Here is a 12,837-nt window from a genome sequence, read left to right on the forward strand (position 1 = left end):
ATACGTATGTCCTGTCGACGGATCATGCCTCGGTTTCGAGTTCGACGAGTCGGCGCCCCAGGCGGATCAAGCGGAAGAGTTTCACCACTGCGGCGTCGCTCAGCCGGTCGGCGAGCTGTGCGGGTTGGTCGGCGCGTGCCGGCTGACCCAGCAGCAGGGCGCCGAGTTGGGCTGCGAACTCGAACTCGACGACGGCGGCGCGGGTCTGCTCCGGGTCGACCTGGAGCGCGACCAGCCACACTCCGCTCAGGCTCTGCAACAGCAGCTTGGCATGGAACGCCGCATCGCTAAGGGCATCGAGCTGGTCCTCGGCCGGCTCCTCGCAGGTGAAGCCCAGACCGCCCGCCGCCGACTGGATCAGGGCCGGGTCCAGGCCGGCGAGGGAGGCGATCTCGCGAGCCAGGTCGGCACAGATCGGGCGCAGCTCATGGGGGAAGTTGTTCACCCGCTCGATGTACCAGACATCCGAGATGGGATGCAGGCCGCCGGCCTGGACTGGGATCGAGACCAGGGCATTGGCGTTGAAGTCCGGCAGCGTCTCCCCGTCGGCCGCGGCGATCTGCCGGCGTATCTGCTCGACGCGGGCCGAGGTCTGGACCGGCGTCACGATGTGACCGTCGATCCGGGCCTGACGCTCCTCGTCCGACAGGTGCTCGGTCGAGGCGGCGTCCGCGTTTCCCGTTCCGGTATCGGTGGGAGCGGGGACCGACTTCGGCTGTGACGGCGGAGTGGTGGGCGTCGCTCGGTCGCGGGCTTCCCGCGTCGGCGTGGCGACCGCGGGCGGGGTGGTTTCGCCCGCCAGGGGCGCCGGGAGTGTCTGAATGGACTCCGCCGCCAGTTCTTCCGGCAGCGCCTCGGGCAGTGGGATCAGGTTGCTGCGCCGCAGCCCCTTCTGCTTGTCGTCCAGGGCGCGCAGGATGGACTCGTAGCCGACCCCCGTGAGCAGGGCCATCTGGCCGATCAGTTCGTCCTGAACCGAGCGGTAGACGAACTCCTGCGTGTCGTTGTTCTCGAAGGTGCTCAGCACGTTCTGGAACAGGGGCTCGAACTCGGTGTTCGGGACCTCCGCGTCCGGTCCTTTTTCGGTGAGCCAATCGTTCCAGACCTGCTCGGCCGCCGAGTGCAGCGACAGCAGTTTTTCGATCTGCGGTTTGCCCAGGCCCGAGTAGAGCAGGGTCGGGATCGCCGGCAGCAGGACCCGGATGGTTTCCTGCATCCGACTGATGTGCGAGTGGGAAATCGGATAGCCGTCCGCTTTCAGCCGGCGCGCCAGTTCCCGCTGGGAAATCGCCTGGCCGCCGTTCTCCTGCTCGTACAACTGGCGTGCCCGGTCGACGCCGACGGCCCGCTCGATGAACATCAGGTCGCCGCGCACGTCGTTCTCGGCCAGGTGGCCGGTCAGGACGACCAGTTCGCCCCGCTCGGCGTTCCAGGGGCGGAACAGGCAGTGCAGCCGGTAGTAGCGCTCGTCCTTGGTCTCCTGCCACAGCTCGCGCAGGATGGTGAGCCGGGTGTTGCCGCCGTCGCGGATCATGAACTTGTCCGCGCCCGGGCGGCGGGTGATCGAGGGCGGATGGTCCAGGCCCCGCTCTCGGATCGACTGCTTGATCTCGTCGTACTTCTCGTTCCGGGTCGTGCGCGGGTTGGTGTCGTAGGGAGCGATGTCGTCCAGGGTCAGGTACATGGGCGTGTCCGCCACGGGGTCCGGCAGGCGCTGGACAGCCGGGGCCTTGCGCTCGAAGCCGCCGTGCAGCATGCGCCCGGCCAGTTGCTCTTGGGATAGCTTGTTGCTCATGTTCAGGCTCCTTCGGGGCGGGCGGGGGACGGGGCGGTCAGTAGCCGGTCGATGACCGCCTTGAGGCGGGTGATCTCCGCTTCCAGGGCGAGGGAATGGTCCATGCGGAAGACGACTTCCGCGTTCATGGAGCGCTGGTTGTCCCGGGCCGAGGCGCTGAGACGCTCGCGCATGCCATGGGGAAAGCGCACGACGAACTTCTCGTCGTGCGCAGAGGAGACGTGGTTAGTGAGTGTCATGGAGATCTCTCGAACTGGGCTGTCGATCGGCGCGACGGAGCTGGGCGCGGGCGTTGTGTTCGGCGCGGTGGTCGCTGGGCGACGACGAGGTGAAAATGGGGGCGCAGCCGGCCTTGGTGAAGCGGATATGGCCGCCGTTCGTGCGGCTCACGCTCCACCCCTGCCCGATGGCGAAGCAGGCCAGGTCGTGCAATTTCTTCTTGAGGCCGCGAGGCAGGGCAGGCGGAGTCATGCGACGCTCCTTCTGGCGGCCCAGTTCGCCTTCAGCGCGGCCTTGTAGCTGGCCTTGGCCTCTTTCTTGGTGCGTGCCCACTCGCCCTGTACGTCGATATAGCTGGATAAGCCTACCCAGCGTCGCATGCGGTACTCTCGATTCCGCCAGTCGCCGCGACTCTCGTACTCCGGCACGTTGATCCCGAGATAGTCGGCGAACGATTCGCTGTACTCCGAGCACAGGTACTCATCGTAGCGGGTCTGCTTTGGCGGCTCTGGCAGCAGGCGCAGAGCCAAGCGGCGACCCGCATCGGTTACGGTGAACACCACGTCGTCAGGACAACAGAAGGCCGGAGTACGGGCGCGCGCCATCAGCCCCTCGGCCTCCAGCCCCTGCAGATCCGGCATGGCGTAATGGCCAGGATCGGCGACGAAGTGGTTACGGTACGGCTCGCGTCGTTCGGGAGTCACGCCGAGCGTGTGCCAGAGAAGCGTCAGGTGGCGTTCGCTCACGGTCTCGTTCTGCATCATGGCCGGCCCCCCTTCTGGAAACATTGGGTCCGGATCTCGATGCGGTAGCGACGGGCGATCTCCTGGCAGCGGCTCAGGGGCTCCTTCAGCTCCTTGGCGATCGCGCCCAGCGATTGGTTGCCGCGCTTGGCCTTGACCAGTAGCTCTGCTCGCAGCTGGGCATCCGTGCGTTTCGTCTTACTCGTCTGCACGAAGCCCGACGGGGTCCCACTGTCGGTCGGGGAAGACACCCCTTCGGCGACGTGCGAGACTCCGCCGCCCTGGGACATGAAGGCCTCGACGGCCTCGTCGAGAGCTTTACGGGCGGCTTCGCGGCCGGCCGGGGTCGGCAGGTCGTTCCGGGTATCGTGATAGCGCTCCATCAGTGGGCTCCTTCTGCTGGGCTGGCTTGCCGGGCGAGTGCGTTGCCCGCCTGGACCGCCACGATCTCGGGAGCGAGGCCGGGGAACTGGGTGGTGAGGTCGGCGAGGAATTCGCGGGCGGCTTCACGCGTGCCGGGAATACGGAACACCACGGTGCAGTGCTGGGCTTCCTGCCGATCGTCGAGCAGGGGAATAACCGCGACCTTCAGGGCATTGGCGTACAGATGGCGGGGCACCCAGATTGACCAGAAGTAGGTGGACAGGAGGGCGCTCGGGCAGAGCAGCTCCACCGAGAGGGTTCCGCAAGGCGTCGGTGACAGCGTCACGTAACCGAGCTGCTCGAACTCGGCCAGGACCGCCTCCATGCTGGCCGGCACCACGGTGCTGTGATCCCGTGCCAGTCGATTGATGCTCTGGGCCAGCGCATCCAGTTCGGTGGCATTCACCCCGGAGCGATGGGCATGCACGAGAGCAGAAGCCTCGAACGCAGCGTCTGCGCGGATGGTGGGGAAGGGCATGGCGTCATTCGTCATGGCCGATCTCCTGCAGTTCTTCCACTTGATCGCTGCCGCAGTGAGGACAGATCAGCAGTTCGACTTCGCCATCGGGCGTGTGCTCGGCAGGCAAGGTCTGACGAACCTGTTGCCGGGTGTAGTGCTTTCCGCAGGAAACGCACCAATGGGTCGGATGAGCAGTGGTCATGCGCGGGCTCCTTGCCAGTCGGTGTTGGCACTGAGGTTCACGAAGCGGGTCTGATGGGCGATGAAGGCGGTGCGGACGGTGCCCGTCGGGCCGTTGCGCTGCTTGCCGACGATAATTTCCGCGATGCCCTTGTGTTCGGTGTCGGGGTGGTAGATCTCGTCGCGGTAGACGAACAGGATCACGTCCGCGTCCTGCTCGATGGCTCCGCCGTCGCGCAGATCAGCATTGATGGGCCGTTTGTTGGGGCGGCGTTCCAGGTCCCGATTCAGTTGGGAAAGCGCCACGACCGGACACGCCATCTCCTTGGCCAGCGCCTTGAGGGCGCCGGAGATGTCCGCGATCTCGTTGGCCCGGTTCTCCTTGCCGGGTTGTTTCATCAACTGCAGGTAGTCGACGAGAATGAGGGCCGGCGGACCATACTTGCGTGCCGCCCGCCGCGCCTTGGCGCGCAGGGCGGTTGGCGTCTGTGCCGGCGTATCGTCGATGACCAAGCGATCGCCGTAGCTGTTGAGCTTGTGCATCGCCGCCTGCAGCCTGGGCCAGTCTTCGTCGTCCAGTTGTCCCTTCATGAGCTTCTGCAGGTCGAGCCCGCCGAGGAGGGCGAGCAGCCTGAAAAGCAACTGTTGGGTCGGCATTTCCAGGCTGTAGACCTGGACGCTCTGCTCGGGGTACTTCCGCAGGGCGGGATCGACCAGGTTCAGGGCGAGACTGGTCTTGCCCATCGAGGGGCGTGCCGCGAGGATGATCAGGTCGGCTGGCTGCAGGCCGGAGGTGATCTGGTCCAGGTCATCCAGGCCGGTGGACACGCCGATGACTTCGGTGCCGTTGTTGAAGCGCTCGTCGATCAGATCGACGAGCTTGAGCAGCTCTTTCTGGATGTCGCTGAACTCGTTGACCCGATGGGTCTGGGCTAGGGCGAACAGTTGCTGCTCGATCGACTGCTGAACCGCCTCGGCTTGCGCTTGCGGAGCGGCAGCCTCTCGGCTGCAGGCGAAGCCGAGCTGGATCAGGCGGCGCAGCTGAGCTCGGTTCTGGACGATCTCGGCGTAGTGCTCGAGGTTGGCCACCGACGGAATGTTCTTGGCCAGCTCGCCCAGGTAGGCGAGTCCGCCAGCCTCCTCGAGGTCGCTCATCGACTCGGAGACAGTGACTACATCGAACGGCGCGTTGGTCGAGGCCAGTGTCCGGATGCCCCGGAAGATCAGGCGGTGCTCCCGCTGGAAGAAATCCTCTTCCGTGAGGCGATCGGCAATCAGATCCCAGGCGCTGTTGTCGAGCATCAGCCCGCCCAGGACGGCTTGCTCGGCTTCCTGGGAGTGCGGGGGCGAGAGGTCGGCGAGACTCACCATGCGCCACCTCCCAGCAAGGGCTGTGCGGGGGCATCCTGGCGAAGGGCCGGGTTGAGCCGGGCCTTCCGGCCCTGTTCCCAGCCTTGCCGCTGCGACTTCTGGTCGTGTCCCTTGGCCTGGGTGGAGTCGAGGTCGTTCGTCTTCAGGCCGGGATGATGCCGTTCGAGATAGGCCTGGATGGCTTGCTCGGTCTCGGTCGACCGCCCTTGGGCGAACTCCCAGACCTTCTCGGCCACGGCCGAGATCCAGGCTTCGGCGAAGATTGCTCCGCGCCGGCGCTTGGTGGACAGCTTGCAGCGGTGCTGCTGGGCCACGTGATGCCGGCGAGCGGTCTGTAACTGTAGGTTCAAGGCCGAATAGGCGTAGGCCGCCAGCTCGGGGGAGACGCCCAGGCCGACGAACTTCAGACTCCAGCCCTCACGAGGCACCGGGAACGCCAGATACTCGCAATCGAACGCCGTCGCGCAGGTGTTGGCCAACGCGAAGATCCAGGTCGGTGGCTGGCGTCGGGTGCCGGTCGGGATGCAATGCTCGTTGACCAGGAAGGCTTTCACCTCCCTATCGTCCAGGTTGTACTGCTCCATGAGCTTGCGGGCCTGGCGGAGTGCGGTTTCCGCTTCGTTCGGAGCGGCCCCCTTGGCGTGGGCGAGGGCGAAGCACTTGGCGACCTTCTCGAAGATCCTTTTTCGGTCCATCAGCGCGTCCCCCCTTGCGGGTTGGCCAGGGCTTCGGACCAGAGCCGAATCGTCTCGGCTTCCTGTGCGAGCACCTGCGGACGGAGCTCGTCGCATTTGGCCTGCAATGTGGCGAGGTTGGTGGGAATGTCGTGCGAAAAGGTCTCCAAGTTCAGCGAGGAGTTGATGTGATCCCTGACCGATTGGTGGATCTCGCTGCGCAGGTAATGGATCTCACGGCTAGCCGACCAGTCGTGTGCTTTTTGCGGATCGGGTTTTGCGCTCAGTCGCAGCTTGGCGGTGAACTCACGGGGGGAGTAATAAATCTGCAGAACCCGGGCCTGATTGAGCACAAGCGCAGTTCGCACGACCTCGAGCTGTTGCTCGGGGGTTTCGATCGGTAAGGGATGGGCCTGCTGGGTCAGCTCATGGGCTTGTTGATCGAGGGCGCGGAAGCGATCGGCACGCCCCTTCTCTTCGCGCTGTTTCTTCTCCTTGGCGTGCTCGATCCGCAAGTTGATGGTGCGGACGAGGCCGGCGGCCTGCCTGATCAGTTCCTGCTCTTCGAGGCCCATCAGGCGACCGAGCCCAGTCTTGTCGATCAGACGGTCCAGCTCTTTCGAGGTCGCCGTGAGTTTTCCCTGGTAGGCGCGGAGCTCCTTCGCCGTCAGGTAACGCGTCACGTTCAGGACTTGCTCGGTGGTGATGGAGGCGGCAGTAGGCCGGTCGGAAGGGGTATGAGCCATCTCAGCGCCCTCCTTTCACCAGGGCGTGCACGTTCTCTTCGGTCATCGCTTCGAAGCGGTCCCGCCATTGCGGGAACAGCTCGATGGCGAGGCCTCGGATCACACTCAGCGCCGAAGGCGACTTGCGGTTGGAGGGCTGGCGGTATTCCAGGCGGTGGGCGGGGATGCCTTGGGTGGCGGATTCTCGGTAGATGACGGCGGAAGGAATGGTGCTGTCCAGCACCTCGATGCCCTCGGCGGCCTGGAAGGTGTTGCGCACCAGGTCATGGATCTTTCGGGCATCGGCGGTCTCGTCCAGCAGGTTGACCACGACTTTGACGGGTGGAGTGGGAAGGCCGAGCCGGGCATAGGCGCGCAGACCATCGAGCATCTGCAGGGTGCCGCGGCTGAACTCACGAGCGGTGAGCATGTTCGGGGGGAGGGGGGAAATGCAGAGCTGCGAGGCCAGGACGACCATCTCCAGCATCACCGAGCGAGCACCCTGGGTGTCGATCAGGATGAGGTCGTACTGGCCCTTGAAGGCCTCGAGCAGTTGGGCGAGGCGCAGACGGCCATCGGGCGCCTGCAGGAGGAGGTTGATCAGTTGGTTGTTGGGATCGTTGGAGAGGATGAGGGAGAGATTCGGGATCTCGGTGATCGAGATGATGTCGCGGGGATTGGTGTTGTTCAGGGCGATCAGGTCGTAGATGCCGCCGGGCGCTTCCTGAGCGATGTTGTAGTAGGACGACAGGGAGGGTTGAACCGGGTCCATGTCGATGAGGAGAACACGCAGTCCGGCATCGGCGATGAATGCGCCGAGATTGGCGCCGGTGGTGGTTTTACCGGGTCCACCCTTGGTGGAGATGATGGAGGAGATCATGTGTAGCGCCTCTAATGTGGGTCATTAGAAGCAGCTGGGGGAGGCGGAGAAATAAGGTTATTGACTAGCCGGTTTGGGAAATATCACTTTTAACCAATTGGTCGTAGGTTCGAATCCTACACGACCCACCATTTCCTGAAGCACTCCATATTCTCTCTCCAGTATCTAGCAATCAATCAAAGACTTGCACGGATTTATGGTTCGTTTAGCGCTCTGTCAGTGCTGGCGGCATCATGAGTTTGATGCTAACGGGTGGCCTCCGCTGTAAGAAACTTGTGGGGATCGCCTATTTGTCTCTGTCTTGCGTTCGGTTTTCTACAGTCGCCCTTCGATTGTTATCGCATGGCCGGGTAGGGCATTGGCCCGCTCTGGCAGGCCAATGCCTATGCTTGATCAGTGTAGCTTCAGCCGCGGCTCCGTACTGCGGCGGAAATGGCCGCCGAGCATCATCAATGCGGTACGAAGGCCGCCGTAGAGGGCCATCTGGTGCTTCCGATAGAGCGAGACATAGAACTTCCGGGCCAGCCAGCCTTCCAGGGTCACACTGCCTGTCAGATTGCCCATCAGATTACCGACCGCTGAAAACCTCGACAGGGAGATCAGCGAGCCGTAATCGCGGTAGCGGTATTCCGGCAGGGGCTTGCCCTTCAGGCGTAGCTTGAGCGATTTCACCAATAACGCAGCCTGCTGGTGTGCGGCTTGGGCGCGGGGGGGGACGTTGCGGCCATCACTGTCCGGTTGCGGGCAAGCGGCACAGTCGCCGAAGGCGAAGATGTCATCGTCGCGAGTGGTTTGTAGCGTTGGGCGGACGACCAGTTGGTCAATCCGATTGCTTTCCAGTCCATCCAGCTCCTTCAGAAAGGCCGGGGCGCGGATACCTGCTGCCCAGACCATCAGATGGGCGGGGATGAACTGGCCATCCTTGGTATGCAGTCCATCGGCGGTAACCTCCTTGACCGCCGTGCTGGTCATCACGGTCGTGCCGAGCTTCTTCAGCGTGGCATGGGCCGACTGGCTGATGCGTTCTGGTAGTGCTTGCAGCACTCGTGGCCCGGCTTCGATCAGGGTGATTTGCAGGTCCTCTGGCTGGATTCGATCCAGACCATAAGCTGCCAGCTCATAGGAGGCATGGTGCAGTTCGGCTGCCAGTTCGACACCGGTGGCTCCTGCGCCGACAATGGCGATTCTGACTTGGTTGCTATGGTCTTCGCTGGCCTGCTGGGCACGCAGATAGTGGGTGAGCAGCTGACGGCGAAAGCGGTCGGCCTGTTTACGGGCGTCCAGAAATATGCAGTGTTCGGAAGCTCCCGGTGTGCCGAAGTCGTTGGATGTACTGCCTACGGCCATGACCAGTGTGTCATAGACGATATCTCGTTCCGGTAGCAGAGGGTGTCCATCAGGATTATTCGAGGCAGCCAGGCGGATGCGTTTATTCGCCCGGTCCAGCCCACACATGCGGCCAAGGTGGAATTCAAAATTGTTCCACTTGGCTTGGGCCACATAGTTCAACTCATCTTCAGTCGAGTTCAGTGAACCAGCTGCAACCTCGTGCAGCAGAGGTTTCCAGATGTGCGTCATGTTGGCGTCGACCAGAATGATCTTCGCCTGACCTCGTTTGCCCAGGGTTTTACCTAGGCAGGTGGCAAGTTCCAATCCGCCGGCGCCGCCGCCGACAATAACGATACGATGAGTCATGGGTAGGTCTCGCAAGGCTAGGAAAAACCGGAATGCGGGCCGTCCGGGCGAGCGCAAGGCAGCTCATAGCGCCAGTCGACCTAGCAGGAGACTCAACAAACCCAGGCTGAAGACCACGACCAGCAGTACCAGCATCATTCGCCAGGGGCGGAATGGGCGGCGCTCCACCTGATGTTGCGGAGCGCTCAGGTACTCATTGACGCGTCGCTGATCATCGGGACTCAGGCGGCTAGGCATGCAAGGCTCGGTATTCTTGGTTTAGTCATGCGCCAGAGTGACCCGGCGTGCTCTTTATGCTTGGATAATAACGCTTCGTCGGTGAATGTGAATGGAAAAATGCGAGTTTTAGAGGCGTAAAACAACCAACCTTAGTCGTAATTTCTCCACTTCAGAACCCTATGCCGACGTCAAACAGCACGCTTCGCCCCAGATTGTTGCGCAGGAATTCCGGCGCGTCTGAGTGAGCGAACAGCACTCGGGCGAAGGACGGTCCGATCAGTGAGAGCGAGCGCCAGCCCTGCAAGACGAATTCCGTGGGTGGTGGAAAGTAGGTGTTGCGGTCGAGTGTCGCCTGCTTGAGGCTGATGAAGGCGAGCAGGTCCAGTTCTCCCAAGTCGAGTCCGCGCTCCAGGTAGTTGTGCGCCTTCTTGTGCAAGGTCGGCGCTAGACGTGCCTGCAGATCCGCGGCAGGTAGATGACGTGGCGGACCGGCGTCGACAAGTAGATCCTTGAGGCTGTCGGCGCTACGGCGGCGTTGAAGCTCGGCGCGCCATTCCTCGTTCAGGCGCCGGCCCTCGTCAAGCACGAAGAACACCTCGAAATTAGCTTCCCGGAACCGGACATCCGGAGGCTCCTGGTCAGCGGGGCTGAATTCTCCGTTCCGATACGTGATGTTCAGTGCCTGCAAGAGGCGCTGGCAGACCCAGCACTCGCGCTCCCACTTGCGCGCATTGGAGAGAAAGTCGTTGGCCTGCTCGGCCTGTCGGGTGAGCAGACGCAGATAGTCGGCTTCGTCCATGGATCAAGACCAGGCACTTGGAATGTGTGGCTCGACAGATAGGAGCAATCGCCTGTGGTTATAGCGGGTTCGTTCTCTTCTGCCAATACGTCCTGACGCCCTACTGGGCATTGCCAATGGTGTTTTCTACGGTCGCTCCAGACCGCATCGACGCTCACGTGGTTTACGGCTAATCCACAGGGCTCTGCCTGGGGGTGTAAACTGCGTCATCCGCTTCAAGGAATTGTCGCATGTCGATTCGGTCCGTTACCCCTGGCGACCATCCCGCCCTGTTGGCGCTATGGCAGCGTACGCCCGGCTTGCAGCTTCGCGTCGAGGATGAGTTCGAACCGTTCTGTGCCTATCTCGAGCGCAATCCCGATCTGAGCCTGCTGATCGAGCAGGATGGCCAGGTCCTGGCTTCGCTGCTGGTGGGGCACGACGGTCGTCGTGGCTACCTGCAGCATCTGGTGGTCGACGAGCCCTGGCGCGGCCGTGGCTTTGCCCGTGCACTGCTGCGCGAGGGGCTGCTCCGCCTGGCTGCCTTGGGCATCGAAAAATCCCATGTCTTCGTGCTCGGCGATGCGCCGCTGGCGTTGGAGTTCTGGTTGGCTCAGCCAGGCTGGGAAATGCGTCGGGACATCCAGGTCTATTCCACTCGGAGGAATGAAAATTGAGATTCTTTACCGCTCTGGTGTTCTGTCTGATGCCTTTCTGGGCACAGGCCTTGGAGGTGGGGGAGCGGCTCGCTCCTTGGACCCTGCTCGACCAGCATGAGCAGGCCTATAGCCTGAATGAGCAGACCCGCATCCTGCTAGTTGCTCGTAGTATGGACGGCGCACGGCTGGTCGAGGCAGCGCTCAAGGATCGGCCCAAAGGCTATCTGGAGGTTCGCCAGACAGTCTTCGTCGCCGATATCAGCCGTATGCCGTCGCTCATTGCCCGGTTGTTCGCGGTGCCGGCCATGCGAGGCTACTCCTATCGGGTGTTGCTGGACCGCGATGCTCGCGTTACCTCTCGCTACCCTGGGGACCCGGCCAAAGTGCTCTGGCTGGATCTGGAGCAGGAGAAATTGCAGGGCTTGCGCGAATTCGGCAGCGCCGGTGAGCTGTCTGCTGCTCTCGAGCGGGAGGCCCGGTGATAGCTGCCGAGCTGCTTGAGCCCGATACACTGATGACCTGTACGGTCGTTTATGTGGGCACACTGCTTTTTGCCGCCTGGCGATCCCCCTGGCTGGAATTGTTCAGCGATAGCCGACGACAGCATCTGCTGTTCGGCACCATGCTGGCTGTGTTTCTACTATGGCTGGTGCGACGAGATTTTCCCTCCGGACTCTCCTTTCATTTCATCGGCATGACGGCGGTCACGTTGTTGCTCGACTGGCCGCTGGCAATGCTTGCCGGTCTGGCGGCCCAGCTCGGGCTGTTGGCTCTGGGCCGGCAGGACTGGGCTGCACTGGGGGTGAATGGTCTGTTGTTGGTGACGATCCCAGTGTTGATTGCCGAGGGCTGCGCCTTGCTGGTCGAGCGCGCCCAGCCACACAACCTGTTCGTCTATATCTTCTGTTCGGGTTTTTTTCCGGCTGCGCTGACCGCCCTGATTTGCCTGATGGCGGGGCTCGGTTTGCTGTGGATGGATGGGCGTTACGAAATGCCGCCGTGGCTCGAGGACTTTGCCGGTTACCTCTGGCTGATCATGTTCCCCGAAGCCTTCATCAACGGTGCCGTGGTCAGTGGTCTGGTGGTCTACTATCCCGAGTGGCTGGAAACCTTCAACCGCAGCCGCTATCTGCAGGCTCCCTGGAAGGACGACGAGACGCGGCGTTAGTCGGTTGTCAATGTTCTCTCGGCGGCAGTTCCCCGGAAAACAAGTCATCCTCGAGACTGTCTCCCGGAATCGCGTGCTCCTCGGCAGCCCAGGCGCCCAGATCGATCAGCTTACAACGTTCGCTGCAGAATGGTCGGCATGGGCTCTGTGAGCACCATTCGACTGGAGCTTTGCAGGTAGGGCAGGTGACTATCCGGGGCTGCTTCATGATACTTGGCCTCCGCGCAGGGTCAGATAAAAGGCATGTAGGCGTTCGACCTCGTGTTTCAGCCACTCCTCGGAGCGATCGTTGTTCAGCACGTCATCGGCATGGCGTAGGCGCTCTTCGCGGCTGGCCTGGGCCTTGATGATCGCTTCGATCTGTTTCCTATCGGCTTGGTCGCGTTGCATGGTGCGTTGCAGCTGCAGGGCTTCGGGCACATCCACGACGAGGATGCGTTGTACCAATCGATGCTGATCCGTCTCTACCAACAAGGGCGAAACCAGAATGGCATAGGGCGAACTGGCTTGTTCCAGGTTGGCTACGATCTCCTGGCGGATCAGCGGATGCAGCAGTTTCTCCAGCCAGCGACGCTCGTTTTCATCCTGGAACACCCGCTGTCGTAGTGCGGCTCGGTCCAGGCGGCCATCCGTCAGCAGGATCTCCTTGCCGAAGTGCTCGGCGATCTTTCTGAGTGCCAGGCGGCCTGGCTCCACCACCCATCGAGCCGCCTGGTCGGCGTCCACCACGTGCACGCCGAGATCGCTGAAATGCTGGGCGGCGGCGCTCTTGCCGCTGCCGATGCCTCCAGTCAGGCCAAGAATCCACGGTTTCATCTTAGGGCTCTTACGAATCATGCCAGTCTTGA

At 62.5% G+C, this 12,837-nt stretch carries 19 protein-coding genes; 3 read left to right on the forward strand and 16 right to left on the reverse strand.

From position 1 onward, the window contains the following. Positions 1-22: 22 nt before the first annotated feature. From ACFOJE_RS16920 to ACFOJE_RS16985, 14 genes are all read right to left on the reverse strand, one after another. Complete coding sequence (locus tag ACFOJE_RS16920) at positions 23-1,795, reverse strand: ParB family protein (RefSeq protein ID WP_377815812.1); 1,773 nt, start codon at positions 1,793-1,795, stop codon at positions 23-25. Positions 1,796-1,797: 2 nt separating this feature from the next. After that, positions 1,798-2,034, reverse strand: a complete 237-nt coding sequence (locus ACFOJE_RS16925) for an Arc family DNA-binding protein (RefSeq protein WP_377815813.1) — start codon at positions 2,032-2,034, stop codon at positions 1,798-1,800. Continuing rightward, on the reverse strand, positions 2,021-2,266 hold the full coding sequence (locus ACFOJE_RS16930; protein WP_377815814.1) for a hypothetical protein: 246 nt from the start codon (positions 2,264-2,266) through the stop codon (positions 2,021-2,023). The genes ACFOJE_RS16925 and ACFOJE_RS16930 overlap by 14 nt, the downstream gene beginning before the upstream one ends. Further along, on the reverse strand, positions 2,263-2,778 hold the full coding sequence (locus ACFOJE_RS16935; RefSeq protein WP_377815816.1) for a hypothetical protein: 516 nt from the start codon (positions 2,776-2,778) through the stop codon (positions 2,263-2,265). The genes ACFOJE_RS16930 and ACFOJE_RS16935 overlap by 4 nt, the downstream gene beginning before the upstream one ends. Next, positions 2,775-3,140, reverse strand: coding sequence for a hypothetical protein (locus tag ACFOJE_RS16940; RefSeq protein ID WP_377815817.1), 366 nt, complete (start codon positions 3,138-3,140; stop codon positions 2,775-2,777). The genes ACFOJE_RS16935 and ACFOJE_RS16940 overlap by 4 nt, the downstream gene beginning before the upstream one ends. Further along, entirely contained in the window at positions 3,140-3,673 is a 534-nt protein-coding gene (locus ACFOJE_RS16945; protein WP_377815818.1) for a hypothetical protein, read from the reverse strand. Before ACFOJE_RS16945 ends, ACFOJE_RS16940 begins: the two co-directional genes overlap by 1 nt. Further along, complete coding sequence (locus tag ACFOJE_RS16950) at positions 3,663-3,842, reverse strand: hypothetical protein (protein ID WP_377815819.1); 180 nt, start codon at positions 3,840-3,842, stop codon at positions 3,663-3,665. Before ACFOJE_RS16950 ends, ACFOJE_RS16945 begins: the two co-directional genes overlap by 11 nt. Next, positions 3,839-5,191: a replicative DNA helicase gene (gene dnaB, locus ACFOJE_RS16955; protein ID WP_377815821.1), complete on the reverse strand. Its 1,353-nt coding sequence runs from the start codon at positions 5,189-5,191 to the stop codon at positions 3,839-3,841. Before dnaB ends, ACFOJE_RS16950 begins: the two co-directional genes overlap by 4 nt. Next, on the reverse strand, positions 5,185-5,886 hold the full coding sequence (locus ACFOJE_RS16960; RefSeq protein ID WP_377815822.1) for a DUF2786 domain-containing protein: 702 nt from the start codon (positions 5,884-5,886) through the stop codon (positions 5,185-5,187). Before ACFOJE_RS16960 ends, dnaB begins: the two co-directional genes overlap by 7 nt. Next, positions 5,886-6,611 (reverse strand): hypothetical protein, encoded by a 726-nt coding sequence (locus tag ACFOJE_RS16965; protein ID WP_377815823.1) that lies wholly within the window; start codon positions 6,609-6,611, stop codon positions 5,886-5,888. The genes ACFOJE_RS16960 and ACFOJE_RS16965 overlap by 1 nt, the downstream gene beginning before the upstream one ends. Before the next feature lies 1 nt (position 6,612). After that, the gene (locus ACFOJE_RS16970) at positions 6,613-7,470 is read right to left on the reverse strand and encodes a ParA family protein (protein ID WP_377815824.1); all 858 of its coding nucleotides are present in this window, start codon (positions 7,468-7,470) and stop codon (positions 6,613-6,615) included. A 393-nt stretch (positions 7,471-7,863) separates the two neighbouring features. Continuing rightward, on the reverse strand, positions 7,864-9,165 hold the full coding sequence (locus ACFOJE_RS16975) for an NAD(P)/FAD-dependent oxidoreductase (protein WP_377815825.1): 1,302 nt from the start codon (positions 9,163-9,165) through the stop codon (positions 7,864-7,866). Positions 9,166-9,228: 63 nt separating this feature from the next. Then, the gene (locus tag ACFOJE_RS16980; RefSeq protein ID WP_377815826.1) at positions 9,229-9,402 is read right to left on the reverse strand and encodes a DUF3094 family protein; all 174 of its coding nucleotides are present in this window, start codon (positions 9,400-9,402) and stop codon (positions 9,229-9,231) included. Between the two features lie 151 nt (positions 9,403-9,553). Further along, on the reverse strand, positions 9,554-10,183 hold the full coding sequence (locus tag ACFOJE_RS16985; protein ID WP_377815827.1) for a DUF1780 domain-containing protein: 630 nt from the start codon (positions 10,181-10,183) through the stop codon (positions 9,554-9,556). Positions 10,184-10,413: 230 nt separating this feature from the next. Here ACFOJE_RS16985 and ACFOJE_RS16990 point away from each other — a divergent pair, with 230 nt between their 5' ends. From ACFOJE_RS16990 to ACFOJE_RS17000, 3 genes are read left to right on the forward strand one after another with little or no spacing between them, the layout of a single operon-like run. Then, on the forward strand, positions 10,414-10,839 hold the full coding sequence (locus ACFOJE_RS16990; protein WP_377815829.1) for a GNAT family N-acetyltransferase: 426 nt from the start codon (positions 10,414-10,416) through the stop codon (positions 10,837-10,839). After that, positions 10,836-11,303: an FAD/FMN-containing dehydrogenase gene (locus tag ACFOJE_RS16995; RefSeq protein WP_377815830.1), complete on the forward strand. Its 468-nt coding sequence runs from the start codon at positions 10,836-10,838 to the stop codon at positions 11,301-11,303. The genes ACFOJE_RS16990 and ACFOJE_RS16995 overlap by 4 nt, the downstream gene beginning before the upstream one ends. Continuing rightward, complete coding sequence (locus ACFOJE_RS17000) at positions 11,300-11,989, forward strand: energy-coupling factor ABC transporter permease (protein WP_377815832.1); 690 nt, start codon at positions 11,300-11,302, stop codon at positions 11,987-11,989. Before ACFOJE_RS16995 ends, ACFOJE_RS17000 begins: the two co-directional genes overlap by 4 nt. Before the next feature lie 7 nt (positions 11,990-11,996). Here the strand turns inward: ACFOJE_RS17000 and yacG are convergent, their stop codons facing one another. Both yacG and coaE read right to left on the reverse strand, forming a co-directional pair. Next, entirely contained in the window at positions 11,997-12,197 is a 201-nt protein-coding gene (yacG, locus tag ACFOJE_RS17005) for a DNA gyrase inhibitor YacG (RefSeq protein ID WP_377815833.1), read from the reverse strand. Further along, a complete protein-coding gene (gene coaE / locus ACFOJE_RS17010) occupies positions 12,194-12,826 on the reverse strand; it encodes a dephospho-CoA kinase (RefSeq protein ID WP_377815834.1) in 633 nt (210 codons plus the stop codon). Before coaE ends, yacG begins: the two co-directional genes overlap by 4 nt. Between the last annotated feature and the right edge of the window lie 11 nt (positions 12,827-12,837).

This window comes from Azotobacter bryophylli (assembly GCF_042643485.1).
Classification (GTDB): Bacteria; Pseudomonadota; Gammaproteobacteria; order Pseudomonadales; family Pseudomonadaceae; genus Azotobacter; species Azotobacter bryophylli.

Bases quoted from the DNA above. Each gene is read 5' to 3' on its own strand.
- ACFOJE_RS16945 (WP_377815818.1), bottom strand. From the start codon at position 3,673: ATGACGAATGACGCCATGCCCTTCCCCACCATCCGCGCAGACGCTGCG.
- ACFOJE_RS16935 (WP_377815816.1), bottom strand. From the start codon at position 2,778: ATGATGCAGAACGAGACCGTGAGCGAACGCCACCTGACGCTTCTCTGG.
- yacG (WP_377815833.1), bottom strand. From the start codon at position 12,197: ATGAAGCAGCCCCGGATAGTCACCTGCCCTACCTGCAAAGCTCCAGTC.
- ACFOJE_RS16920 (WP_377815812.1), bottom strand. From the start codon at position 1,795: ATGAGCAACAAGCTATCCCAAGAGCAACTGGCCGGGCGCATGCTGCAC.
- dnaB (WP_377815821.1), bottom strand. From the start codon at position 5,191: ATGGTGAGTCTCGCCGACCTCTCGCCCCCGCACTCCCAGGAAGCCGAG.
- ACFOJE_RS16960 (WP_377815822.1), bottom strand. From the start codon at position 5,886: ATGGACCGAAAAAGGATCTTCGAGAAGGTCGCCAAGTGCTTCGCCCTC.
- ACFOJE_RS16930 (WP_377815814.1), bottom strand. From the start codon at position 2,266: ATGACTCCGCCTGCCCTGCCTCGCGGCCTCAAGAAGAAATTGCACGAC.
- ACFOJE_RS16965 (WP_377815823.1), bottom strand. From the start codon at position 6,611: ATGGCTCATACCCCTTCCGACCGGCCTACTGCCGCCTCCATCACCACC.
- ACFOJE_RS16970 (WP_377815824.1), bottom strand. From the start codon at position 7,470: ATGATCTCCTCCATCATCTCCACCAAGGGTGGACCCGGTAAAACCACC.
- coaE (WP_377815834.1), bottom strand. From the start codon at position 12,826: ATGATTCGTAAGAGCCCTAAGATGAAACCGTGGATTCTTGGCCTGACT.
- ACFOJE_RS16925 (WP_377815813.1), bottom strand. From the start codon at position 2,034: ATGACACTCACTAACCACGTCTCCTCTGCGCACGACGAGAAGTTCGTC.
- ACFOJE_RS16980 (WP_377815826.1), bottom strand. From the start codon at position 9,402: ATGCCTAGCCGCCTGAGTCCCGATGATCAGCGACGCGTCAATGAGTAC.
- ACFOJE_RS16975 (WP_377815825.1), bottom strand. From the start codon at position 9,165: ATGACTCATCGTATCGTTATTGTCGGCGGCGGCGCCGGCGGATTGGAA.
- ACFOJE_RS16990 (WP_377815829.1), top strand. From the start codon at position 10,414: ATGTCGATTCGGTCCGTTACCCCTGGCGACCATCCCGCCCTGTTGGCG.
- ACFOJE_RS16940 (WP_377815817.1), bottom strand. From the start codon at position 3,140: ATGGAGCGCTATCACGATACCCGGAACGACCTGCCGACCCCGGCCGGC.
- ACFOJE_RS16985 (WP_377815827.1), bottom strand. From the start codon at position 10,183: ATGGACGAAGCCGACTATCTGCGTCTGCTCACCCGACAGGCCGAGCAG.
- ACFOJE_RS16950 (WP_377815819.1), bottom strand. From the start codon at position 3,842: ATGACCACTGCTCATCCGACCCATTGGTGCGTTTCCTGCGGAAAGCAC.